Origin of the sequence: Serratia sp. JSRIV001 (assembly GCF_019968745.1) — a bacterium.
Lineage (GTDB): Bacteria > Pseudomonadota > Gammaproteobacteria > Enterobacterales > Enterobacteriaceae > Chania > Chania fonticola_B.
Map to the genome: position 1 here is coordinate 489,077 of NZ_CP074147.1, position 22,376 is coordinate 511,452.

Below are 22,376 nucleotides of genomic sequence, written 5' to 3' on the forward strand. Positions count from 1 at the left end.
TAAGCCGCCGGGCCGAATCCGGCGGCTTTCTTATGTTTATCATGATTTGATTCGACTTTTCCGATCTCGCAGATGATGGGTAAGCGGATCAAAATACCTGCTCGGCCAGATCTCTGCCGGATGTACGTTCAGTGCATCAGCAATCAACCACTCTCCCTTGGGCCAAGGACGTGACAACGCGTTGGCCAACGTCGATGAACTTAGCCCTGCCCCCCGAGAAACCGCTGCCAGAGTGGTACCTCTCTTCTTCAAAGCCGCGATGACGTCTGCTGGATGCCAATCTGGGTCCCGTGAATTCATATTTTCATTCCTTTTTTGATTAGAGAAAGTTCTGTTAGTGGTATAACTAACAGGTCAGTATTAATCGTTTGAACAACGTGAAGCGTTTATTCAGAAACTAGAATACCACCAAGTTTCCCAAAAATACCTTATGGTTTCTGAAAAATTTGTCTTGCCACACTATTGTCCCGAGATCATGGCTATGAAAAACGAGTGGTTTGCTGCCAAGGAGCTGATAGGCATCGCAGGATTACCGTCCTCTACACAGGGAATCAACCTAATGGCCCGGCGCGAAAATTGGCTCAGCCGTCGCCGCAAAGGCGTACAAGGCAAGGCGCTGGAATACCATATCGACAGCTTGCCTACCGGCGTCAAAAACCTGCTGGTATTGCGCGAAGAGCCTGCGATCTATGAGGCCGGGCGTCAGGACCCGCTGGCGGTGTGGGTCGAATACTATTACCAGCTTTCAGACAGTGAGCGTGGCCAAGTGATGGCGTTTTTGATGCGTGAAGGTATGGATAGCCTGCTGGCCTGGATTGCTGAAAAGAACAAACAGTAAATCTCCTCGGCCGATGTGCACTTAGTAAGGGGGCCGCATGCTGCTCCCACCAGGCTCCTTTCTGCGTCGCCTCTGTGTTTCCCTCTCCTTGTTTAGTAAGTATTTCTTGAGTATTTCGCCAATTTTTTGGTTATTGGCAATGGCCTGGTTAATGTTATAACTAACTTATTGGCATTAGTGGTTCATGCAACTGGAAGGTCTGATAAGTCAGTTAGGGGTAACGCCGTGATCAAGGAGGGGGAATGGACCAGGAGTGGTTTACCGCCAACGAACTGAAAGAGAAGGGTGAATTGGGCAGCTCCCCGCAAGGGATCAATAAGCGAGCACGTGAGCAAAATTGGCTATGGCAGCGGCGTTTTGGCAAGCAGGGGGTGACTAAGGAGTATCATATCAGCAGCCTGCCCCTCTCGACTCAAAACGAGTTGTATCCCCAGCGGTATCCCCTTGCCGCAGAGGAATCGGCGGCTTATACCGTCTTACGTGATGGCGATCCTTGGGTGCGTTTGCAGAGCTATCTGGCAGGTATGAAACCTGACGAATACGCGGTTTTAGTGAGTTTTCTGGCGGAGAATGGGGCTGCGGGGCTACTGGATCTCATTAGCAAGGCAAATAAATAGGCCCGCATTGCAGGCCTATTTGAATATTAAGAAACTTAAATTTCTTAAAAGTCTCGTTGAACCGCCAGATGCGCTAATCCTTCCAGTGCGGTTCGATAAGGCGAGTCGGGCAAAATCTGCAATGCGGCGATCGCCTTGTCCGCTTCTTCTTCTGCGCGCTGACGTGTATAGGTGAGTGAACCACACTCCTGCATGGTAGCCAGAACCGGCTCCAGCAGATGGCGGCCATTCCCCTGTTCAATCGCGCCACGGATCATCGCAGACTGCTCGGCATTGCCATTATGCATCGCATGCAACAACGGCAGCGTCGGCTTGCCCTCGTTCAAGTCATCGCCGGTATTTTTACCCAGGGTCACGCCGTCTGCACTGTAGTCCAGCAGATCGTCGATCAGTTGGAATGCGGTGCCAAGATAGCGGCCATAGTCTTGCAGCGCCTGCTCTTCGGCCGGGTTAGCCTCGGAGAGGATGGCTGATGATTGGGCTGCCGCTTCAAACAGACGAGCGGTTTTGCTGTAGATGACCCGCATATAGTTTTCTTCACTGATATTCGGATCGTTGACGTTCATCAACTGCAGCACTTCACCTTCGGCGATTACGTTGACCGCTTCGGACATCACTGCCAGCACGCGCAGCGATTCCAGGCTGGTCATCATCTGGAAAGCACGCGTATAAATGAAATCACCCACCAACACGCTGGCGGCATTGCCAAACGCCGCGTTGGCGGTCGCCTTGCCACGGCGCATGTCGGACTCATCCACCACGTCATCATGCAACAGGGTAGCGGTATGGATGAACTCTATCAGAGCAGCGACGGCAATGTGTTTATCGCCTTGATAGTGCAAGGCCCGTGCCGCCAGAACGGCGATCATCGGGCGAATGCGCTTACCGCCACCGCTGATAATGTAATAGCCAAGTTGATTGATGAGCGTGACATCGGAATTCAACTGTTCGAGAATTGTTGCGTTCACGGCCGCCATATCTTGCGCGGTTAACTCAGTAATTTGTTCTAGGTTCATTGTATTTTTTTCAGCTGTGTTTCTGTTGACCGCGATGAGAACGCTGCTCACATCGGTACATGGCGGTAACTGTCCTGTTGATTGTACTTGAAAATCGGCCCAGATAAACGTTGTGAGAGAAACTGTGTTTTTTTTCTTCTTTTTTCACCTTCTGGCCCTAATCTGCTCTTGTCATATGCGGGATTATTGCGTAGAATTCGCGCCCTATTGTGAATATTTATAGCGCGCTCTGTACTGAACAGTTGGGCACGCGGAAAGCGGAGTTTTATATGTACGCGGTTTTCCAAAGTGGTGGTAAACAACACCGAGTAAGCGAAGGTCAGACCGTTCGCTTGGAAAAGCTGGACATCGCAACTGGTGAAGCGGTTGAGTTTGACCAGATTCTGATGATCGCTAATGGCGAAGATATCAAAATCGGCGTTCCTTTCGTCGATGGCGGTAAGATCAAAGCTGAAGTGGTTGCTCACGGTCGTGGCGAAAAGATCAAGATTGTTAAGTTTCGTCGTCGTAAGCACTATCGTAAGCAGCAAGGTCACCGTCAGTGGTTCACTGATGTTAAAATCACCGGCATCAGCGCTTAAGTTAGGAGAGCGGATTAATGGCACACAAAAAGGCTGGCGGCTCGACTCGTAACGGTCGCGATTCAGAAGCTAAACGTCTGGGCGTAAAACGCTTTGGCGGCGAAGCAGTACTGGCAGGCAGCATCATCGTTCGTCAGCGCGGCACCAAATTCCACGCTGGTACCAACGTGGGTTGCGGCAAAGACCACACTCTGTTTGCTTTGAAAGACGGTAAAGTCAAATTCGAAGTTAAAGGCCCGAGCAATCGTAAATTTATCAGCATCGAAGCTGAATAATTTTTCGAGCCTTACGAAATAGATGTTAAGCCCCGCAATTCGTTGCGGGGCTTTTTACATTTATAGATTGCTTGTGCCTGGCGGCACAACGCACAGACAGTGAGAAGATGGAAAAAAAACAGCAGGCTGGCGTTGGTATTTTTCTGGCGGTCACCACAGCGGTTTGCTGGGGCGCACTGCCTATCGCAATGAAAGAAGTGCTGGAAGTGATGGAGCCGTTTACCATCGTCTGGTATCGCTTTACGATTGCCGCCATCGGCCTGGGGATGATCCTGGCAGTGCGCGGGCGTTTACCTCCGGTGAAAATGTTCCGTCAACCCCGCTGGTTGCTGTTGCTGGCGATCGCCACTGCCGGGTTGTTGGGCAACTTTGTCTTCTTCAGCTCTTCGCTGCAATATTTGAGTCCGACGGCCTCGCAGGTTATCGGCCAACTCTCGCCGGTGGGCATGATGTTCGCCAGCGTATTGATCCTGAAAGAAAGGATGCGTATCACTCAGGTGATTGGCGCTCTGATGCTGATCTGCGGGCTGATGCTGTTTTTCAACGTCAGCCTGATCGAGATCTTCACTCAGTTCACAGACTACACGCTCGGTGTGTTGTTGGGCGTGTGTGCAGCCATGGTTTGGGTGACCTATGGCGTGGCGCAGAAAGTATTACTGCGTCGATTGGCCTCACCGCAGATCCTGGTCTTGTTGTACACTTTATGTGCGATCGCGTTATTCCCGCTTGCGAAGCCAGCGGTGATTTTCCAGCTCAGCGGCTGGCAATTGGCCTGTCTGCTGTTCTGTGGTGCTAACACGCTGATTGGTTATGGTGCGCTGGCGGAAGCGATGGCGCGCTGGCAGGCGGCCCAGGTGAGTGCGTTAATCACGCTGACTCCCCTGTTTACCCTGCTGTTTTCAGATTTATTGGCGCTGGCCTGGCCACAGGTATTTACCGCCCCGGCATTGAATGTCGTTGGCTATGTAGGTGCTTTTGTGGTGGTTGCAGGCGCCATGTTTTCCGCAATTGGTCACCGTTGGTGGCCGCGACGGGCAGAAACCAACCTGGTTGCTTCTTTGAAGCGGCCCGGTGAATGAGTTACGGAGACGGTAAATGAAGTTTGTAGATGAAGCAGCGATCCTGGTCGTGGCAGGTGATGGCGGTAATGGTTGCGTCAGCTTCCGCCGCGAAAAATACATCCCGAACGGTGGGCCAGATGGCGGTGACGGCGGTGACGGCGGTGACGTTTACCTGGTGGCAGACGAAAACCTGAATACCCTGATCGATTACCGCTTTGAAAAATCTTTCCGGGCCGAACGTGGCCAGAATGGTCAGAGCCGTGACTGTACCGGTAAACGCGGTAAAGATGTTGAAATCAAGGTACCGGTCGGTACCCGTGTGCAGGATCAGGGCACCGGTGAGATCCTCGGTGATATGACCCGTCATCAGCAACGTCTGATGGTGGCTAAGGGCGGTTGGCACGGCCTGGGCAACACCCGTTTCAAATCCTCGGTAAACCGTGCCCCGCGCCAAAAAACGCTGGGTACCAAAGGCGAGATGCGCGATATCCTGTTGGAGCTGCTGCTGCTGGCGGATGTGGGCATGTTGGGCCTGCCGAACGCCGGTAAGTCGACCTTCATTCGCGCGGTTTCTGCTGCCAAGCCAAAAGTGGCGGACTATCCGTTCACCACGCTGGTGCCGAGCCTGGGCGTGGTACGTATGGACCATGAACAAAGCTTCGTGGTGGCGGACATTCCTGGCCTGATCGAAGGCGCACATGAAGGTGCTGGCCTGGGGATCCGTTTCCTGAAACACCTGGAGCGTTGCCGCGTGTTGTTGCACCTGGTGGACATTGCGCCGATCGACGAGTCCGATCCGGTAGAGAATGCCAAGGTCATCATCAACGAGCTCAACCAGTACAGCGAGAATCTGTCGCACAAGCCACGCTGGCTGGTGTTCAACAAAGTTGACCTGCTGGACGAGGAAGAGGCCGCCGAGCGCGCCAAGGCGATCGTAGAAGGCATGGGTTGGGAAGGTAAGTACTACATGATCTCCGCTGCGAACCGCGAAGGCGTTAACGCGCTGTGCTGGGACGTGATGAATTTCATCAATACGCAACCTAAAGCCATGGCGATCGAAGAAAGCGCGCCAGAAAAAGTCGAGTTCATGTGGGATGATTACCACCGTGAGCAAATCGCTGAAGTGGAAGCTGAAGCGGATGACGATTGGGATGATGATTGGGATGAAGATGACGACGAAGGCGTCGAAATCGTCTACCAGAAGTAATTCTGCGTAATAAAGTAAGGGCTCGGTTCGATGAACCGGGCCCTTGTTGTTTGTTGCGGTTGCTGAAACCTCAATCGATGATGCGACGCTAGTGATTCAAAATATTATCGGGTAACCAGCACTGTGCATCCAGGCCGCTGGCATCGGTGCGGTTTTCCAGACGTAGACAGCCGCGGTGCAGTTGTACGATACGGATCACGATATTCAATCCTAGCCCGCTGCCGCCATAACGCTGATCCATCCGGCGGAAGGCCTGAGTCAACTCTCCCGCCATTTCTTGCTTGATACCCGGTCCCTCGTCGAGCACCTGTAAACGTTGCCCATTATTCTCGGGGGTGAGCTGAACACGAATGACACTCTTCTCGGGGCCATAGCGGTGCGCATTTTCAACCAGATTACGCAGCATCAGGCGTAGCAGCACCGGATCGCCATGGGTCGGGGCACTGGCTGGCAGTCGCCAGACAATATTTTGCCCGCGTAGAGCGGCAAGCTCCTCCAGCTCACCCTGCAGCGGCTTGATAACGTTGGCCACCCAGTCAAACTGCTGGTAATGGCCGCTGGCGAAATCCTGCCCGGCGCGCGATAGCATCAGCAATTGCTCAACCACGTGCATCAGTTGGTCAATGCGGGCGATCAACTGTTTACTGCCCGCAACCCCCTGTTGCTCCATCAGTTCCAGATGCAGCCGGATCCCCGCCAGCGGCGTGCGTAATTCGTGGGCAGCATCGGCAGTGAACAGCCGCTCTTGCTGGATGGTATGATCAAGGCGCGAAAATAGCTGATTCAATGCCTTGGTGACCGCCACCATCTCCAGACTGTCGCTGGTTATCGGCAACGGCGTAAGATTATCTGCCGAACGTTTCTCCAGCTTTTCCTGCAGTTGATTCAGCGGCCGGATAATCCAGCTGATGGCCCAGAAGGAGGCCAGCAGGGTCACCACCATCATGATCAGCGAAGGGGCTAGCAGGGAAGCGATCGCTTCGGCAATCTCGGTATCGACCCGTTCGTTGCGGACTTTGGCCGACAGGGTTTCATCTACCAGGAAACTGATTTGCTCCTGGCTTTCGTGCCATAACCAAAACGCGCTGATGAGCTGGGTGACCAGCAGGATCAGGGCCAACATCAGCAGCAAACGACGGCGCATGCTGATCAAGATGCTGGCTCCAGTCGGTAACCGATGCCACGAACGGTACGGATACGATCTTTGCCCAGTTTACGGCGCAAGTTGTGCATATGGACTTCGAGGGTATTCGAGCCCAGATCGTCGTTCCAGGTATAGAGATCCTGTTGCAACAGCTCACGGTTGACGGTTTGCCCGGCCCGCATCATCAGACGCGACAGAATGGCAAACTCTTTCGGCGTGACGTCTATCGCCTGCTGTTGCAGATACACCTGCTGGCTGGACAGGTTGAGTGTCAGATCGTCCTGTTGCAGCAGGTTATCGCTGTGGCCCTGATAGCGGCGGATCAACGCCCGGACCCGGGCTTGCAGCTCAATTAGCGCAAAGGGTTTGACCAGATAGTCATCGGCACCGGCGTCCAGGCCATCGACACGGTCTTGCAACGCGTCGCGTGCGGTGAGGATCAACACCGGGATGCTGATGTGCTGACGCCGCCACTGCCGCAGCAGGGTGGCACCGTCGATATCTGGCAGGCCGAGGTCGAGGATCACCATACTGTACTGGCTGGTGACGATCAGGCTATTGGCCTGCGCAGCACTGGCCGCACAATCGCAGGCGTAGCCTTCGTTGGACATTGCCAACGCCACGCCTTGCTGCAATAACTCATCATCCTCAACAATCAGTAGCTTCATGCCCTTGGGCCTCAATTGTTCTGATAGATATCCCGATACAGCCGGCTTTCGAACCGCACCAGCGGCGCTCGGCGCTGTTTCTGATCTTCTGGCGGTACTGCGTAACCTGATAGATATTGGACAAAGGCAAGGCGCTGACCGCTGGCCGTGGTGATAAAGCCTGCCAGGTTATAGACCCCTTGCAGCGCCCCGGTTTTGGCAGAAACCTTACCGTCAACCCCGGCTTCGTGCAGGCCACCACGATAGCGCAGCGTGCCGTCATAACCGGACAGCGGCAACATCGAGATAAAGTTGAGCTCGCTGTCGTGCTGAGCAATATATTGTAACGCCTGCATCATGGTTGCGGGCGCCAGCAGGTTGTGGCGCGACAGGCCAGAGCCGTCCACCACGATGCTGTTACCCAGATCTACCCCTGCCTTCTGGCGCAGAACCTGGCGTACTGCATCTGCCCCCGCGCGCCAGGTGCCCGGTACGCCAAAGCGTTCATGGCCGATAGTGCGAAACACGGTATCGGCAATCATGTTGTCTGACTTCTTCAGCATGATTTTCAGCAAGTCATGCAACGGTGCAGACTGCGTCTGGGCAATCACCGTGCCCGTCATGCCTGGCTGGGTTTGGCGTTTCAAATGGCCGCCAATCTGGATCCCTGACTTGACCAGCTCATCTTTCAGGATGGCACCGGCATAGCTGGCTCCGTCTTGAATGGCGAATGCCAACGGCAGCGGTTCACTGCGCTGGGTCAGGCATCCGGTCAGTGTAAAGCGGTTCAATTCGCCCGGCACCACATCCAGTTCACAATATTGGGCATCCGGAGAGCCTTTCGCCAGCGTTCTTACCTGGCTGAACATATTGACCGGGTAGAATGAGGCTACGCGAATAAACGCCATCTCACCGGGGTTAGGGGCGCTATAAAGGGAAACCGAGAAACAGTTGCGATCGACAATCGCTGCCGCTGGCGGGGCGCTGAAACATTGGGTCATATCGTTCCAGGGCCAGCCGGGCGCTTTGTCATGGCTGGCAAATACCGAGGTATCGACCAGCACATCGCCGCTGATTTCGCGCACTCCCTGTTTTTTCAGTTCCGCCACCATATTGCGCAGATTCTGCCGCTTGAAGGTGGGATCTCCGCTGAAACGGGCGATAAGGTTGCCACGCAACACGCCATCCGTGATGTTGCCCTGACTTTCCAGTGTCGTGGTGAAGCGATAGTCCGGCCCGAGCTGCAACAAAGCCGCCAGCGCGGTAAGCACCTTCTGGGTGCTGGCCGGGAGTGCCATTTGCTGTGAGTGATAGTCGATGGTTGGCGTGGTCGCGCCAATCTTCTGAACTATCAGGGCCAGGTTCGCCCCATCAGGCAAATATTGGGTGTAATCTTCAACCGGGGCCGCATGGGCATTAACAGCAAATGCGCAGGCCAAAACACTGACAATTCGTGAAAAACGCATAATCTCGGGGTAACAGCTGGATAACGTGCTGTCATACTACGGTGCATCAAGGGATAAAGTAAACGATGACCCTTAAGGAACTCTAGGCTAAAATGCGTATCAAAATGCAAAATCGACGCTGACTTGGAGCAAACCTCCGAGCTCGGTTTCTTTTGTTTATCGCCTGGAGACGGAAGGCGCAACGTCTGCCGTAATTTCATACGAACACGTCAGGATGACGCTAATGCCCTGGGGATGTCGAGCTGCGGTTAGCTTGCAACACCACGGGTATATTTGAACAGGATAGATTTAGAGGTATTTAACGATGAAACAGATCCCGATGACCTTGTTTGGCGCAGAACAGCTGCGTGAAGAACTAGAATATTTGAAAGGTGTGCGTCGCCCGAAAATCATTGCCGACATCGCCACCGCACGCGAACACGGTGACCTGAAAGAAAACGCCGAGTACCATGCCGCTCGTGAACAGCAGGGTTTCTGTGAAGGGCGTATCCAGGAAATCGAGGCCAAACTGTCCAATGCGCAGGTGATCGACATCACCAAAATGCCTCAGACTGGCCGCGTGATTTTTGGCGCAACCGTCTCGGTGATGAACCTGGATACCGAAGATCAGGTGACTTACCGCATCGTGGGTGATGATGAAGCAGACTTTAAGAAAAATCTTATTTCTGTCAACTCGCCGATGGCTCGTGGCCTGATTGGCAAAGAGCAGGATGATGTTGTTGTCATCAAAACCCCGGGTGGTGATGTAGAATACGAAATCCTGAAAGTAGAATATCTTTAATTTCGCCCGAGTTGGTTAAAAGTTCAGCAGGGTTTTGTAAAGAAAGGAAAAAGGCCGCAAGCGGCCTTTTATCTGAGCCCGGCGCATGGCACCGTCTCAGCAAACAGATTACGGATTAGCGCGGCAAAGTGATCTTGCGCTCTTTCGACGGGCGGTAAAGAATAAGCGTACTGCCGATCACTTGCACATTGCTGGCACCCGTTTCACGCACAATAGCGTCGGCGATCAGGGTTTTGGTTTCGCGATCTTCAGCTGCAATTTTTACTTTGATCAGCTCGTGATGCTCCAGAGCCAGCTCAATTTCAGCCAACACCCCTTCGGTGAGACCGTTATTACCCAGCATGACCACCGGTTTTAACGGATGTGCCAGGCCTTTCAGGTGTTGTTTTTGTTTATTATTCAGATTCATTGTCTTTTTTGCTTAAGTTGGGATTGAAAACGGTACATTCTACCGCCATCTCATGTGTATCACCAAATCGGTCTGCACCGAATTGAGTTTACGTGAGAAGCGAACCTGGCATGAGACTCTTTTTAGGATAGTTGGAATACTCGATGGCAAATAAAAAGCGTTCGGCCAGTTCCAGTCGCTGGCTCCAAGAACACTTTAGCGATAAATATGTACTGCAAGCGCAGAAAAAAGGGCTGCGCTCGCGCGCCTGGTTTAAACTTGATGAAATACAGCAAAGTGACAAACTGTTCAAACCGGGTATGACGGTCGTTGATTTGGGGGCTGCGCCGGGCGGTTGGTCGCAATATGTGGTAACCCAGATTGGTGGTAACGGGCGTATCATTGCCTGTGATATTTTGCCAATGGATCCTATCGTTGGCGTCGATTTCCTTCAGGGCGATTTTCGTGATGAACTGGTCCTCAAGGCACTGTTGGAACGTGTAGGTGATAGTAAGGTTCAGGTAGTCATGTCTGACATGGCCCCGAATATGAGCGGCACCCCGGCGGTCGATATCCCAAAATCGATGTATCTGGTGGAATTAGCACTGGAAATGTGTCGTGATGTTCTCGCACCAGGCGGTAGTTTCCTGGTGAAGGTGTTCCAGGGAGATGGTTTTGACGAGTACCTACGGGAAATTCGCTCCCTGTTTACGAAGGTTAAGATTCGTAAGCCAGACGCTTCTCGCGCACGTTCGCGTGAAGTGTACATTGTAGCGACAGGGCGGAAACTGTAGTACCCTAACGCTGTTTGTTAACACAGTTGTAATATGAGGTTAATCCCTTGAGTGACATGGCGAAAAACCTAATTCTCTGGCTAGTCATCGCGGTCGTTTTGATGTCGGTATTCCAGAGCTTTGGGCCCAGCGAGTCTAATGGCCGAAGGGTAGATTACTCTACCTTCATGACCGAACTGACCCAAGATCAGATCCGTGAAGCGCGCATTAATGGGCGTGAAATCAACGTTGTCCGTAAAGACAGCAACAAGTACACCACTTACATCCCGGTCAACGATCCGAAGTTGCTGGATACGTTGTTAACCAAAAACGTGAAAGTTGTTGGTGAGCCACCGGAAGAGCCAAGTTTGCTGGCTTCCATCTTTATTTCCTGGTTCCCAATGCTGTTGTTGATTGGGGTCTGGATCTTCTTCATGCGGCAAATGCAGGGCGGCGGCGGAAAGGGCGCGATGTCCTTCGGCAAGAGCAAGGCCCGTATGCTGACGGAAGACCAGATTAAAACCACTTTTGCCGACGTTGCAGGCTGTGACGAAGCAAAAGAAGAAGTGAGTGAGCTGGTAGACTACCTGCGCGAACCGAGCCGTTTCCAGAAGCTGGGCGGTAAGATCCCGAAAGGCGTGCTGATGGTTGGCCCTCCGGGTACCGGTAAAACCCTGCTGGCGAAAGCGATTGCCGGCGAGGCAAAAGTCCCGTTCTTCACCATTTCCGGTTCTGACTTCGTCGAAATGTTCGTCGGTGTGGGTGCATCCCGCGTCCGCGACATGTTCGAACAGGCCAAGAAAGCGGCACCGTGCATCATCTTTATCGATGAAATCGACGCCGTAGGTCGCCAACGTGGTGCAGGTCTGGGCGGCGGTCACGATGAACGTGAGCAAACGCTGAACCAGATGCTGGTTGAGATGGACGGCTTTGAAGGCAACGAAGGCATTATCGTCATCGCTGCAACCAACCGTCCTGACGTACTGGACCCTGCGTTACTGCGTCCAGGCCGTTTTGACCGCCAAGTGGTGGTTGGGCTGCCAGACGTACGTGGCCGTGAGCAAATCCTGAAGGTGCACTCACGTCGTGTGCCGTTGGCGCCAGATGTTGATGCTTCTGTGCTTGCACGTGGTACTCCGGGCTTCTCCGGTGCGGACTTGGCCAACCTGGTCAACGAAGCGGCCCTGTTCGCAGCACGTGGCAACAAGCGCGTGGTGTCGATGGTGGAGTTCGAAAAGGCCAAAGACAAGATCATGATGGGGGCGGAACGTCGCTCCATGGTGATGACGGAAGCACAGAAAGAATCGACCGCCTATCACGAAGCGGGCCACGCCATCATTGGCCGCCTGGTTCCTGAGCATGACCCGGTGCATAAAGTCACGATTATTCCTCGTGGCCGTGCGCTCGGCGTGACCTTCTTCCTGCCGGAAGGGGATGCGATCAGCGCCAGCCGTCAGAAGCTGGAAAGCCAAATCTCTACCCTGTACGGTGGCCGTCTGGCAGAAGAAATTATTTACGGGCCGGAAAAAGTCTCTACCGGTGCATCGAACGACATTAAAGTTGCTACCTCGATCGCCCGCAACATGGTGACCCAATGGGGCTTCTCTGAGAAGCTGGGGCCATTGCTGTATGCGGAAGAAGAGGGCGAGGTGTTCCTGGGCCGTTCCGTGGCCAAGGCGAAACACATGTCGGACGAAACCGCGCGTATCATCGACCAGGAAGTCAAATCCCTGATTGAGCGCAACTACATTCGCGCACGTTCGTTGCTGATGGAAAACATGGACATCCTGCATTCGATGAAAGATGCACTGATGAAATATGAAACCATCGATGCACCGCAGATCGACGACCTGATGAACCGTAAAGATGTGCGTCCGCCAGCCGGTTGGGACGACGTGGCGAAAAGCAACAACTCCGACAACGGTGGCAAACCACAAGCGCCAACGCCGGTAGATGAGCCGCGTACGCCAAACCCAGGCAACACCATGTCTGAACAGCTCGACAAGTAACATCGGCTGTAGCGTAAAATAAAACCCCGGCCAGCCGGGGTTTTTTATTGCTGGCTGAAAATTGCTGCCTCTCCTTGGATGAGAGGGGCGGGATCCACTCCAGGCAACACAGTTGTATTGACTCCAAGGTAGATTAATCATGCAGTTAACCGTGCGCGACCAAATCCTCGATCTCAACCATCCTCGGGTGATGGGGATCCTCAACGTTACCCCAGACTCCTTCTCTGACGGCGGGCGGCATAATTCGCTGAATGATGCCCTGCTGCATGCACATGCGCTGATTTCGGCGGGGGCAACGATGATCGACGTGGGGGGCGAGTCCACGCGCCCGGGTGCTGCCGAGGTCAGTGAAGAGGAAGAGATAGAGCGCGTTGTGCCGGTAGTGGAAGCCTTGGCGCAGCGGTTTGAGATTTTTATCTCGGTGGATACTTCAAAAGCCGGAGTGATCCGCGAATCCGCCAAAGCGGGCGCTCACCTGATCAACGACGTTCGCTCATTGCAGGAGCCTGGCGCGCTGCAGGCTGCCGCCGAAAGCGGTCTGCCAGTCTGCCTGATGCACATGCAAGGCGAGCCGCGTACCATGCAACAGGCACCGCATTACGATGACCTGATGGCGGACGTAAATGCGTTTTTCCAGCACCATATCGACCGCTGTATTGCTGGTGGCATAGCAAAACAGAAATTGTTGCTCGACCCAGGCTTCGGTTTCGGTAAGAATTTAGCGCATAATTATCAGCTTCTGGCCCGATTGGCGGAATTTCATCACTTTGGCTTGCCACTGTTGGTGGGGATGTCGCGTAAATCGATGATTGGGCAGCTATTGAATGTCCCACCCGAACAGCGGGTTATCGGCAGCGTGGCCTGTGCGGTGATTGCCGCGATGCAGGGGGCGCAGATAGTCAGAGTGCATGATGTCAAAGAAACCGTCGAGGCGATGCGTGTCGTCGAGGCAACACTTTCAGCTAAGGGATAGTAGAAACATGAGCGAACGCAAATACTTTGGTACCGACGGCATTCGTGGCAAGGTGGGTGACAGCCCGATAACCCCAGAGTTCGTCCTCAAGTTGGGCTGGGCGGCCGGTAAGGTATTGGCGCGCCATGGTTCCCGTAAAATCATCATCGGTAAAGATACCCGTATCTCAGGCTATATGCTGGAGTCAGCGCTGGAGGCCGGTTTAGCGGCGGCGGGGCTGTCTGCTTCGTTTACCGGCCCGATGCCAACCCCGGCAGTGGCTTATCTGACCAGAACGTTCCGTGCGGAAGCCGGGATCGTGATTTCTGCCTCACATAACCCGTTTTACGATAACGGCATCAAGTTCTTCTCCATCGATGGCGCCAAACTGCCAGACGATGTGGAAGAAGCGATTGAAGCGGAAATGGAAAAACCGCTGACCTGCGTTGAATCTGCCGAGTTGGGTAAAGCCAGCCGCATTGTCGATGCCGCAGGGCGCTATATCGAATTCTGTAAAGGCACCTTCCCGAGCGAACTGAGCCTGAACGGGCTGAAGATCGTGGTGGACTGCGCCAACGGCGCTACCTATCACATTGCCCCAAGCGTTTTGCGTGAGCTGGGCGCCACGGTGATCGCTATCGGCTGTGAGCCGGATGGCATGAACATCAACGAAGAGTGTGGCGCTACCGATGTACGTCAACTGCAGGCGCGCGTGCTGGAAGAACAGGCACACGTTGGCCTGGCCTTTGATGGCGATGGCGATCGCGTGATGATGGTGGATCACCTGGGTAACAAGGTCGACGGCGATCAGATCCTCTACATCATCGCTCGTGAAGGCCTGCGCCAAGGGCAGCTGCGCGGCGGTGCCGTGGGCACCCTGATGAGCAACATGGGCCTGGAGCTGGCACTGAAACAGCTCGGCATCCCGTTTGCCCGTGCCAAGGTGGGTGACCGCTACGTACTGGAAAAACTGCAAGAGCTGGGCTGGCGCATTGGGGCGGAAAACTCCGGCCACGTGATCCTGCTGGACAAAACCACCACCGGGGACGGTATCGTCGCAGGCCTGCAAGTGTTGACGGCGATCGTGCGTAATAACATGAGCCTGCACGACCTTTGCAGCGGCATGAAGTTACTGCCACAGGTCCTGGTCAACGTGCGCTTTGTCGGTGAGCATAACCCGCTGGAGTCAGAGGCGGTGTTGAAGGTCGCTGAGCAGGTCGAAGCCGAGTTGGCCGGCCGTGGCCGCGTGCTGCTGCGTAAATCGGGCACTGAGCCACTGATCCGCGTGATGGTGGAAGGCGAAGATGAACAGCAGGTTATCGCGCTGGCGCATCGTATCGCCGATGCGGTCAAGCTGGCAGGTTAACACGCTGTTTTTACGCAGGTACGCTGTCAGTGCCTGCGTAATTTCCCGATTAGCCCTGCTTTTGCTGTTTTTTTCCGCAAACGCATCGGCGGTTGCAAATTGCCCTTGCGCGCTTTGATGGCTTTGGTTAGTATTCACACCCGCTTCAGTGGGCTGTTTTAGTGACACGCCACGCCTTCTTTAGTTTGGAAGCATCTGGGGTGAGAAGCATTTGGCACGCGGTGAACCCGCAAGGATACAGGTACCACTATGTACGAAGCTCTTCTGGTAATTTTCTTGCTGATATCGATCGGGCTAGTCGCTCTGATCATGCTACAGCAAGGTAAAGGCGCTGATATGGGAGCCTCATTCGGAGCAGGTGCTTCTGGCACGTTCTTCGGATCGACCGGTTCAGGCAACTTTATGACCCGCATGACGGCTGTTCTGGCGACGCTGTTCTTCGTCATCAGTCTGATCCTGGGCAACCTGAGCACCAACCAGGGCAAGAAAGGCAGCGAGTGGGAAAACCTGGGTCAGCCAGCGCAAACTGAGCAGACCAGCACTCCGGCAGCACCCTCTAAACCGGTCAGTGATATCCCGCAATAAGCCGCTGAAAAGTTTGAACACGGTTGTTTTCGACCTCAATAGAAACAGCCGTTAGCAGTAAAAATCAGTACCGAGGTGGTGGAATTGGTAGACACGCTACCTTGAGGTGGTAGTGCCCTAACGGGCTTGTGGGTTCGAGTCCCATCCTCGGTACCAAATCCCAGAGATAACTTGCGTTTTTGCAATTATCAGCGTAATATTTGCCACGTTTTCGGACGCGGGGTGGAGCAGCCTGGTAGCTCGTCGGGCTCATAACCCGAAGGTCGTCGGTTCAAATCCGGCCCCCGCAACCACTTTCCTTTAAGTGTCTATTTTCAAATACACTTTTCGATTGAATTCCGCTTTTCTCGATCAACATTTGAAAATGACACTTGCTAGAAAGTTGCACCGAAGCCGCTTTGCGGCAAACAGGGTCCAGTTGCATAAAGCCCCGAATTTTCGGGGTTTTTTGTTATTTGGCAACAGAATCACTGGGCTATTAGGCCCTTTTTTTATGTCTTGGGGGTGGGCTTGTCCACATTAGAGCAAAAATTAACAGAGATGCTTTCCGCACCGGTAGAGGCGTTGGGCTTTGAGCTCGTAGGCATCGAATTTATTCGGGCGCGCCAATCGACACTACGCATCTATATTGATAGTGACAACGGAATCAATGTTGATGATTGCGCTGATGTCAGCCACCAGGTCAGCGCTGTGCTGGACGTCGAAGATCCGATTACGGTCGCTTACAACCTGGAAGTTTCCTCTCCTGGCCTTGAGCGCCCTATGTTCACCGCGGAACACTATCAACGTTTTCTCGGTGAAGAAGTCAGCGTTGTTCTGCGTATGGCGATACAAAACCGCCGCAAATGGCAGGGCATCATCAAGTCTGTAGAAGGCGAGATGATCACGGTTACTGTGGATGGGAAAGATGAAGTGTTCGCGCTGAGCAATATTCAGAAAGCGAACCTGGTACCCCACTTTTAAAGTTTGGATGAGGCAACTAGGATGAACAAAGAGATTCTGGCTGTTGTTGAAGCAGTTTCCAATGAAAAATCCCTACCACGTGAGAAGATTTTCGAAGCCCTGGAAACCGCTTTAGCCACCGCCACCAAGAAAAAATATGAGCAGGAAATCGAGGTCCGTGTCAGCATTGACCGTAAGACTGGCGATTTCGATACCTTCCGCCGTTGGGTTGCCGTTGATGAAGTGACCCAGCCAACGCGTGAGATCACGCTGGAAGCTGCACAGTATGAAGATCCGTCCATAGAACTGGGCGGTTATATCGAAGATCAGATCGAATCTGTGACCTTCGACCGTATCACCACTCAGACCGCTAAGCAGGTTATCGTACAGAAAGTGCGTGAAGCCGAGCGTGCGATGGTGGTTGACGCCTTCCGCCAACACGAAGGTGAGATCGTCACCGGCGTGGTGAAAAAAGTTAACCGTGACAGCATTGCGCTGGATCTGGGTAGCAACGCCGAAGCGGTCATTGGCCGTGAAGACATGCTACCACGGGAAAACTTCCGCCCAGGTGACCGTATCCGCGGTGTACTGTACGCAGTACGTCCGGAAGCGCGCGGTGCGCAACTGTTCGTCAGCCGTTCCAGCCCGGATATGCTCAAAGAGCTGTTCCGCATCGAAGTGCCGGAAATTGGCGAAGAAGTGATTGAGATTAAAGCGGCAGCCCGCGATCCTGGCTCCCGTGCAAAAATTGCCGTGAAAACCAACGACAAGCGTATCGACCCGGTCGGTGCCTGTGTCGGTATGCGCGGTGCCCGCGTCCAGGCCGTTTCGAGCGAGCTTGGCGGGGAACGTATTGATATCATCCTGTGGGATGATAACCCTGCACAGTTCGTCATTAACGCCATGGCCCCGGCAGATGTTGCCTCGATCGTGGTGGATGAAGATCGGTGCACGATGGATATCGCCGTTGAAGCCAGCAACCTGGCACAGGCGATCGGCCGTAATGGCCAAAACGTGCGTTTAGCTTCCCAACTGTTGAAACAGCATCGTGATGATGATCGCTGGGAACTGAACGTGATGACGGCGGACGATCTGCAGGCCAAGCATCAGGCTGAGGCTCATGCCGCCATTGATACCTTCACCAAGTATCTTGATATCGACGAAGATTTCGCCACCGTTCTGGTCGAAGAAGGCTTCTCTACGCTGGAAGAACTGGCTTACGTGCCAATCAAAGAGCTGCTGGAAATCGACGGTCTGGATGAAGATATGGTTGAAGCGTTGCGCGATCGCGCCAAAGCTGCATTGACCACGCTGGCCCTGGCACAGGAAGAAAGCCTGGGCGACCAAAAACCTGCTGATGATTTGCTCAATCTTCCAGGTCTTGAGCGCAGCATGGCCTTTAAACTGGCCGCGCGTGGGGTTTGTACGCTGGAAGATCTTGCCGAGCAGGGTGTTGACGATCTGGCTGATATTGAAGGGCTTAGCGATGAGCAAGCCGGCGAGCTGATTATGGCCGCACGTAATATCTGTTGGTTTGGCGACAACGCGTAATAACTGTAGCAGGAAGGAACAGCATGACGACAGATGTAACCGTAAAATCGCTGGCAGCAGAGATACAGACACCGGTTGATCGCCTGGTACAGCAGTTTGCTGATGCAGGGATCAACAAGTCTGAGACCGACTCTGTGACACAGCATGAGAAAGAAACCTTATTGGCGCACCTGAACCGTGAACACGGTAGTGCGCCAAGCAAACTCACGTTGCAGCGCAAAACGCGCAGCACCTTGAATATTCCGAGCACCGGCGGTAAGAGTAAATCGGTGCAAATTGAGGTCCGCAAGAAACGCACTTATGTAAATCGCGATCCGCAGGAAGCCCAACAGGCTGAAGCGGCTGAGCAGGCACAGCGTGAAGCGGAAGAGCAGGCAAGGCGCGAAGCGGAAGAGCTAGCGAAACGCGAAGCAGAAGCTAAGCGCGCAGCCGAAGAGCAAGCCAAACGTGAGGCCGCGGAGATTGCTAAGCGTAATTCAGCGGAAAAAGAAAAAGTGACCAATCAACATACCGACGAAATGACCAAGCCAGCTCAGGCAGAAAAAGCACGCCGTGAAGCCGAAGCCGCCGAACTGAAACGTAAAGCGGAAGAAGAAGTACGCCGCAAGGTGGAAGAAGACGCCAAACGCGTAGCGGAAGAAGCGCGCCGTATGGCCGAAGAAAACGGTGAGAAGTGGGCCGAAGCCGAAGCAGCAAGTGCTGCGGTTGAAACAGCCGACTACCACGTAACCACCTCCGAGCATGCTCGTGCTGCCGAAGACGAAAACGACGCCAAAGTTGAAGGCGAGCGCCGTAGCCGTACTCGCGGTGGCAAAGCGACCAAACAGAAGAAAGGCAACAAGCTCTCCGAGTCTAAAGCAGACCGCGAAGAAGCTCGCACCATGACCCGTGGCGGTAAAGGCAAACGTAAGCCAAGCACCCTGCAGCAGGGCTTTAACAAGCCAGCTCAGGTAGTGAACCGTGACGTGGTGATTGGCGAGACTATCACCGTTGCCGAACTGGCTAACAAGATGGCGGTAAAAGGGTCTCAGGTCATCAAAGCGATGATGAAGCTGGGCGCCATGGCCACCATCAACCAGGTCATCGACCAGGAAACCGCACAGCTGGTTGCCGAAGAGATGGGCCACAAAGTTATCCTGCGTCGTGAGAACGAGCTGGAAGAAGCGCTGATGAGCGACCGTGACACCGGCGCAGGTGCCGAGTCTCGTGCACCAGTCGTGACCATCATGGGCCACGTTGACCATGGTAAAACCTCTCTGCTCGACTACATCCGCTCCACCAAGGTGGCAGTTGGCGAAGCCGGTGGTATTACCCAGCACATCGGTGCTTACCACGTAGAAACCGAAAACGGCATGATCACCTTCCTGGATACCCCAGGTCACGCAGCGTTTACCTCAATGCGTGCTCGTGGTGCTCAGGCGACCGATATCGTGGTTCTGGTAGTAGCAGCAGACGACGGCGTGATGCCACAAACCATCGAAGCCATTCAGCATGCTCAGGCGGCTAAAGTGCCATTGGTGGTTGCGGTTAACAAAATTGACAAGCCAGAAGCCGATCCAGATCGCGTTAAGCAAGAGCTGTCTCAGTATGGCGTTATGCCAGAAGAGTGGGGCGGTGAAGCTCAGTTCGTCCACGTATCTGCGAAAGCCGGTACCGGTATCGACGAACTGTTGAACGCTATCCTGCTGCAGGCCGAAGTTCTCGAACTGAAAGCGGTTCGTAGCGGCATGGCGAGCGGTGTGGTAATCGAATCCTTCCTGGATAAAGGCCGTGGCCCAGTGGCTACCGTACTGGTACAGGAAGGGACGCTGAACAAGGGCGATATCGTCCTGTGTGGCTTCGAGTATGGCCGTGTTCGTGCGATGCGTGACGAATTGGGCCGTGAAGTGACCTCTGCGGGTCCTTCTATCCCAGTTGAGATCCTGGGCCTGTCCAGCGTTCCTGCTGCGGGTGACGAAGCGACCGTAGTGCGTGACGAGAAGAAAGCGCGTGAAGTTGCGCTGTACCGTCAAGGCAAGTTCCGCGAAGTGAAACTGGCTCGCCAGCAGAAATCTAAACTGGAGAACATGTTCGCGAACATGACCGAAGGTGAAGTTTCTGAACTGAACATCGTGCTGAAAACCGACGTACAGGGTACCTGTGAAGCGATTTCCGATTCACTGCAGAAACTCTCCACCGACGAAGTGAAGGTGAAGATTGTGGGTTCTGGCGTAGGTGGTATCACCGAAACCGACGCGACCCTGGCTGCGGCATCCAACGCCATCATCCTGGGCTTCAACGTGCGTGCGGATGCTTCTGCTCGCCGCGTGATTGAGTCAGAAAGCCTGGATCTGCGTTACTACTCCGTGATCTATAACCTGATCGACGAAGTGAAGCAGGCGATGAGCGGTATGTTGGCGCCTGAGTACAAACAGCAGATCATCGGTCTGGCTGAAGTACGTGATGTGTTCAAATCACCTAAGTTCGGCGCTGTTGCCGGCTGTATGGTGACCGAAGGCAACATCAAGCGTCACAACCCAATCCGCGTGCTGCGTGACAACGTGGTTATCTATGAAGGCGAGCTGGAATCCCTGCGCCGCTTCAAAGATGACGTTAACGAAGTCCGTAACGGTATGGAATGTGGTATCGGCGTTAAGAACTACAACGACGTGCGCGTTGGCGACATGATCGAAGTGTTCGAAATCATCGAGATCCAACGTACTATCGCTTAAGCCTCGAAAAACGCTTAAATCTGTTTTTAGGGGGGCCTTGTGCCCCCCGATTTGTCTGGAGGGTTTCCAAATGGCAAAAGAATTCAGCCGCGGTCAACGCGTGGCACAAGAAATGCAAAAAGAGATTGCGATGATCTTGCAGCGTGAAGTCAAAGATCCGCGTGTCGGCATGGCTACCGTTTCAGGTGTTGAAGTGTCTCGCGATCTGGCTTACGCCAAAGTTTACGTCACCTTCCTGAACGTGCTGACCGAAAACCACGATCCGGATCTGGTGACCAACGGCATTAAAGCGTTGCAGGATGCCTCTGGCTATATCCGTACGCTGCTGGGCAAAGCGATGCGCCTGCGCGTCGTGCCGGAACTAACCTTCTCCTACGACAACTCACTGGTTGAAGGCATGCGTATGTCCAACCTGGTGACCAACGTAGTGAAGAACGATGCCGAACGTCGCAATGCATCAGGCGATGAAGAGGAGGCTTAATGAGTCGCCCTCGCCGTCGCGGCCGTGACATTCACGGTGTACTGCTGCTGGACAAACCGCAGGGCCTGTCGTCTAACGATGCCCTGCAAAAAGTAAAGCGTATCTACAATGCCAACCGCGCGGGCCACACCGGCGCGCTCGATCCACTGGCGACCGGTATGCTGCCAATCTGTCTGGGTGAGGCCACCAAATTCTCCCAATATCTGCTCGATTCCGACAAGCGTTACCGCGTGATTGCCCGTTTGGGCCAGCGCACGGACACCTCGGATGCCGATGGTCAGATCGTGCAGGAGCGCCCGGTAAACTTCACCCAAGCGCAGCTCGATACCGCGCTGGACACCTTCAGGGGTAACATCCAGCAGGTGCCTTCGATGTATTCCGCACTGAAATACCAGGGCAAAAAGCTGTATGAATATGCTCGCCAGGGTATCGAAGTCCCGCGTGAAGCACGCAGCATCACCGTGTATGAGTTGCAGTTTATCCGCTGGGAAGGGGATGAGCTTGAGCTGGAAATTCACTGCTCAAAAGGCACCTACATCCGCACTATCACGGATGACCTCGGTGAGTTGCTGGGCTGTGGCGCACACGTGATTTATCTGCGCCGCCTGCAAGTGGCGAAGTATCCGATCGCCCGTATGGTCACTCTGGAACAGCTGAACGCGTTAGTGGAGCAGGCACAGGAGCAGAGTATCGCGCCGAGCGAACTGCTCGATCCGTTGCTGATGCCGATGGATAGCCCGGCCGAAGACTTCCCTGAGGTGAACCTGCTGCCAGCGGTAGCGGGTTACGTCAAACAGGGGCAGCCGGTGCAGGCCGCAGGGGCCCCGGCCTCGGGTCTGGTGCGCATTACCGAAGGCGAAGAACGTAAATTTATCGGCATTGGTGAGATTGCCGATGATGGCCGAGTCGCGCCGCGCCGCCTGGTTGTCGAATATTTCGACTGACCTGCCCGCCTTGCGATCGCCCTGCGCTAAGAGTAGAATGG

General features: G+C 54.1%; 23 protein-coding genes and 2 tRNA genes. 19 read left to right on the top strand and 6 right to left on the bottom strand.

What is annotated here, in order from left to right:
• Nucleotides 1-39 precede the first annotated feature (39 nt).
• Nucleotides 40-300, bottom strand: a complete 261-nt coding sequence (locus tag KGP17_RS02160) for a helix-turn-helix transcriptional regulator (RefSeq protein WP_071783710.1) — start codon at nucleotides 298-300, stop codon at nucleotides 40-42.
• Between the two features lie 181 nt (nucleotides 301-481).
• On the opposite strand from KGP17_RS02160, the gene KGP17_RS02165 reads away from it, so the two are divergent.
• Both KGP17_RS02165 and KGP17_RS02170 read left to right on the top strand, forming a co-directional pair.
• Nucleotides 482-838, top strand: a complete 357-nt coding sequence (locus KGP17_RS02165; RefSeq protein WP_039995487.1) for a DNA-binding protein — start codon at nucleotides 482-484, stop codon at nucleotides 836-838.
• 242 nt (nucleotides 839-1,080) lie between these two features.
• The gene (locus tag KGP17_RS02170; RefSeq protein ID WP_094981886.1) at nucleotides 1,081-1,455 is read left to right on the top strand and encodes a DNA-binding protein; all 375 of its coding nucleotides are present in this window, start codon (nucleotides 1,081-1,083) and stop codon (nucleotides 1,453-1,455) included.
• A 44-nt stretch (nucleotides 1,456-1,499) separates the two neighbouring features.
• Here KGP17_RS02170 and ispB read toward each other — a convergent pair whose 3' ends face one another.
• Nucleotides 1,500-2,471, bottom strand: coding sequence for an octaprenyl diphosphate synthase (gene ispB / locus KGP17_RS02175; RefSeq protein WP_021807527.1), 972 nt, complete (start codon nucleotides 2,469-2,471; stop codon nucleotides 1,500-1,502).
• Nucleotides 2,472-2,740: 269 nt separating this feature from the next.
• Here ispB and rplU point away from each other — a divergent pair, with 269 nt between their 5' ends.
• The 4 genes from rplU to cgtA all read left to right on the top strand — a co-directional run bounded on the left by rplU (nucleotide 2,741) and on the right by cgtA (nucleotide 5,595).
• Nucleotides 2,741-3,052, top strand: coding sequence for a 50S ribosomal protein L21 (gene rplU / locus KGP17_RS02180; protein ID WP_004955927.1), 312 nt, complete (start codon nucleotides 2,741-2,743; stop codon nucleotides 3,050-3,052).
• Between the two features lie 17 nt (nucleotides 3,053-3,069).
• Entirely contained in the window at nucleotides 3,070-3,327 is a 258-nt protein-coding gene (gene rpmA / locus KGP17_RS02185; protein WP_004933559.1) for a 50S ribosomal protein L27, read from the top strand.
• A 107-nt stretch (nucleotides 3,328-3,434) separates the two neighbouring features.
• Nucleotides 3,435-4,406 carry a DMT family transporter gene (locus KGP17_RS02190; RefSeq protein ID WP_021807524.1) on the top strand — a complete coding sequence of 324 codons (972 nt, stop codon included), beginning with the start codon at nucleotides 3,435-3,437 and terminating at the stop codon, nucleotides 4,404-4,406.
• 16 nt (nucleotides 4,407-4,422) lie between these two features.
• Entirely contained in the window at nucleotides 4,423-5,595 is a 1,173-nt protein-coding gene (cgtA, locus tag KGP17_RS02195; RefSeq protein ID WP_021179040.1) for an Obg family GTPase CgtA, read from the top strand.
• Nucleotides 5,596-5,683: 88 nt separating this feature from the next.
• Here the strand turns inward: cgtA and pmrB are convergent, their stop codons facing one another.
• The 3 genes from pmrB to dacB are packed head-to-tail and all read right to left on the bottom strand — an operon-like array spanning nucleotide 5,684 to nucleotide 8,852.
• Nucleotides 5,684-6,748 (bottom strand): two-component system sensor histidine kinase PmrB, encoded by a 1,065-nt coding sequence (gene pmrB, locus KGP17_RS02200; protein WP_223498763.1) that lies wholly within the window; start codon nucleotides 6,746-6,748, stop codon nucleotides 5,684-5,686.
• Entirely contained in the window at nucleotides 6,745-7,407 is a 663-nt protein-coding gene (pmrA, locus tag KGP17_RS02205; RefSeq protein ID WP_021179042.1) for a two-component system response regulator PmrA, read from the bottom strand. Before pmrA ends, pmrB begins: the two co-directional genes overlap by 4 nt.
• Before the next feature lie 11 nt (nucleotides 7,408-7,418).
• Complete coding sequence (gene dacB, locus KGP17_RS02210; protein WP_021807522.1) at nucleotides 7,419-8,852, bottom strand: serine-type D-Ala-D-Ala carboxypeptidase; 1,434 nt, start codon at nucleotides 8,850-8,852, stop codon at nucleotides 7,419-7,421.
• A gap of 304 nt (nucleotides 8,853-9,156) precedes the next feature.
• Between dacB and greA the strand changes: the two genes are divergently transcribed.
• Nucleotides 9,157-9,633 carry a transcription elongation factor GreA gene (gene greA, locus KGP17_RS02215; protein WP_021807521.1) on the top strand — a complete coding sequence of 159 codons (477 nt, stop codon included), beginning with the start codon at nucleotides 9,157-9,159 and terminating at the stop codon, nucleotides 9,631-9,633.
• Nucleotides 9,634-9,748: 115 nt separating this feature from the next.
• Here the strand turns inward: greA and yhbY are convergent, their stop codons facing one another.
• Complete coding sequence (gene yhbY, locus KGP17_RS02220) at nucleotides 9,749-10,042, bottom strand: ribosome assembly RNA-binding protein YhbY (protein WP_021179045.1); 294 nt, start codon at nucleotides 10,040-10,042, stop codon at nucleotides 9,749-9,751.
• Between the two features lie 143 nt (nucleotides 10,043-10,185).
• Between yhbY and rlmE the strand changes: the two genes are divergently transcribed.
• The 12 genes from rlmE (at nucleotide 10,186) to truB (ending at nucleotide 22,335) form a co-directional block, all read left to right on the top strand.
• Complete coding sequence (rlmE, locus tag KGP17_RS02225; protein ID WP_021179046.1) at nucleotides 10,186-10,815, top strand: 23S rRNA (uridine(2552)-2'-O)-methyltransferase RlmE; 630 nt, start codon at nucleotides 10,186-10,188, stop codon at nucleotides 10,813-10,815.
• 56 nt (nucleotides 10,816-10,871) lie between these two features.
• Entirely contained in the window at nucleotides 10,872-12,803 is a 1,932-nt protein-coding gene (gene ftsH, locus KGP17_RS02230) for an ATP-dependent zinc metalloprotease FtsH (RefSeq protein WP_037376529.1), read from the top strand.
• 139 nt (nucleotides 12,804-12,942) lie between these two features.
• A complete protein-coding gene (gene folP / locus KGP17_RS02235) occupies nucleotides 12,943-13,776 on the top strand; it encodes a dihydropteroate synthase (RefSeq protein ID WP_021807519.1) in 834 nt (277 codons plus the stop codon).
• 7 nt (nucleotides 13,777-13,783) lie between these two features.
• On the top strand, nucleotides 13,784-15,121 hold the full coding sequence (gene glmM, locus KGP17_RS02240; protein WP_021807518.1) for a phosphoglucosamine mutase: 1,338 nt from the start codon (nucleotides 13,784-13,786) through the stop codon (nucleotides 15,119-15,121).
• 249 nt (nucleotides 15,122-15,370) lie between these two features.
• The gene (gene secG / locus KGP17_RS02245; RefSeq protein ID WP_223498764.1) at nucleotides 15,371-15,706 is read left to right on the top strand and encodes a preprotein translocase subunit SecG; all 336 of its coding nucleotides are present in this window, start codon (nucleotides 15,371-15,373) and stop codon (nucleotides 15,704-15,706) included.
• A 69-nt stretch (nucleotides 15,707-15,775) separates the two neighbouring features.
• Nucleotides 15,776-15,862, top strand: a tRNA-Leu gene (locus KGP17_RS02250).
• 60 nt (nucleotides 15,863-15,922) lie between these two features.
• Nucleotides 15,923-15,999 (top strand) — tRNA-Met (locus tag KGP17_RS02255).
• Nucleotides 16,000-16,216: 217 nt separating this feature from the next.
• Nucleotides 16,217-16,669, top strand: coding sequence for a ribosome maturation factor RimP (rimP, locus tag KGP17_RS02260; RefSeq protein ID WP_024529072.1), 453 nt, complete (start codon nucleotides 16,217-16,219; stop codon nucleotides 16,667-16,669).
• Nucleotides 16,670-16,690: 21 nt separating this feature from the next.
• Complete coding sequence (gene nusA, locus KGP17_RS02265; RefSeq protein WP_021179051.1) at nucleotides 16,691-18,199, top strand: transcription termination factor NusA; 1,509 nt, start codon at nucleotides 16,691-16,693, stop codon at nucleotides 18,197-18,199.
• A gap of 23 nt (nucleotides 18,200-18,222) precedes the next feature.
• Nucleotides 18,223-20,910, top strand: coding sequence for a translation initiation factor IF-2 (gene infB / locus KGP17_RS02270; RefSeq protein WP_021807516.1), 2,688 nt, complete (start codon nucleotides 18,223-18,225; stop codon nucleotides 20,908-20,910).
• Nucleotides 20,911-20,980: 70 nt separating this feature from the next.
• A complete protein-coding gene (gene rbfA, locus KGP17_RS02275) occupies nucleotides 20,981-21,391 on the top strand; it encodes a 30S ribosome-binding factor RbfA (RefSeq protein ID WP_021179053.1) in 411 nt (136 codons plus the stop codon).
• A complete protein-coding gene (truB, locus tag KGP17_RS02280) occupies nucleotides 21,391-22,335 on the top strand; it encodes a tRNA pseudouridine(55) synthase TruB (RefSeq protein ID WP_021807515.1) in 945 nt (314 codons plus the stop codon). The genes rbfA and truB overlap by 1 nt, the downstream gene beginning before the upstream one ends.
• The last annotated feature ends 41 nt before the right edge of the window (nucleotides 22,336-22,376 follow it).